The organism is Sulfitobacter sp. HI0027 (assembly GCF_001634775.1).
Lineage (GTDB): Bacteria > Pseudomonadota > Alphaproteobacteria > Rhodobacterales > Rhodobacteraceae > Sulfitobacter.
Window position 1 is genome coordinate 1 of sequence record NZ_LWER01000129.1, and the last position, 262, is coordinate 262.

The 262-nt window shown below is 65.3% G+C and carries 1 protein-coding gene; it reads right to left on the reverse strand.

Annotated features, from left to right (window positions below):
- Positions 1–262, reverse strand: a 262-nt coding sequence (locus A3722_RS06580) for a hypothetical protein (RefSeq protein WP_150120450.1), incomplete at both ends; no start/stop codon positions are given.

Sequence of the window (262 nt, forward strand, 5' to 3'; positions counted from 1 at the left end):
CACGGCCTCGCGCTCCGGGCCGGGAATGGCGCGGCGCAGGGTCAGGTCGATTGCGCCATCTTGGTAGACCGCAGGCGCGATGCCGATGACATTGCTCGCCGATTGATGCACCTCCACCGCGCCTTTGGATTGCAGCTCGGCGCGCAGATCATCGCGGCCCGGATAGTCCAAGCCATCGCTGAACCACATCGTGTCAAAAGCGGGCAGGTCTGCCATGATTTCGGTTGCGCGGGTGATGTTTGCCGGGGCGGGTTGCCACGGC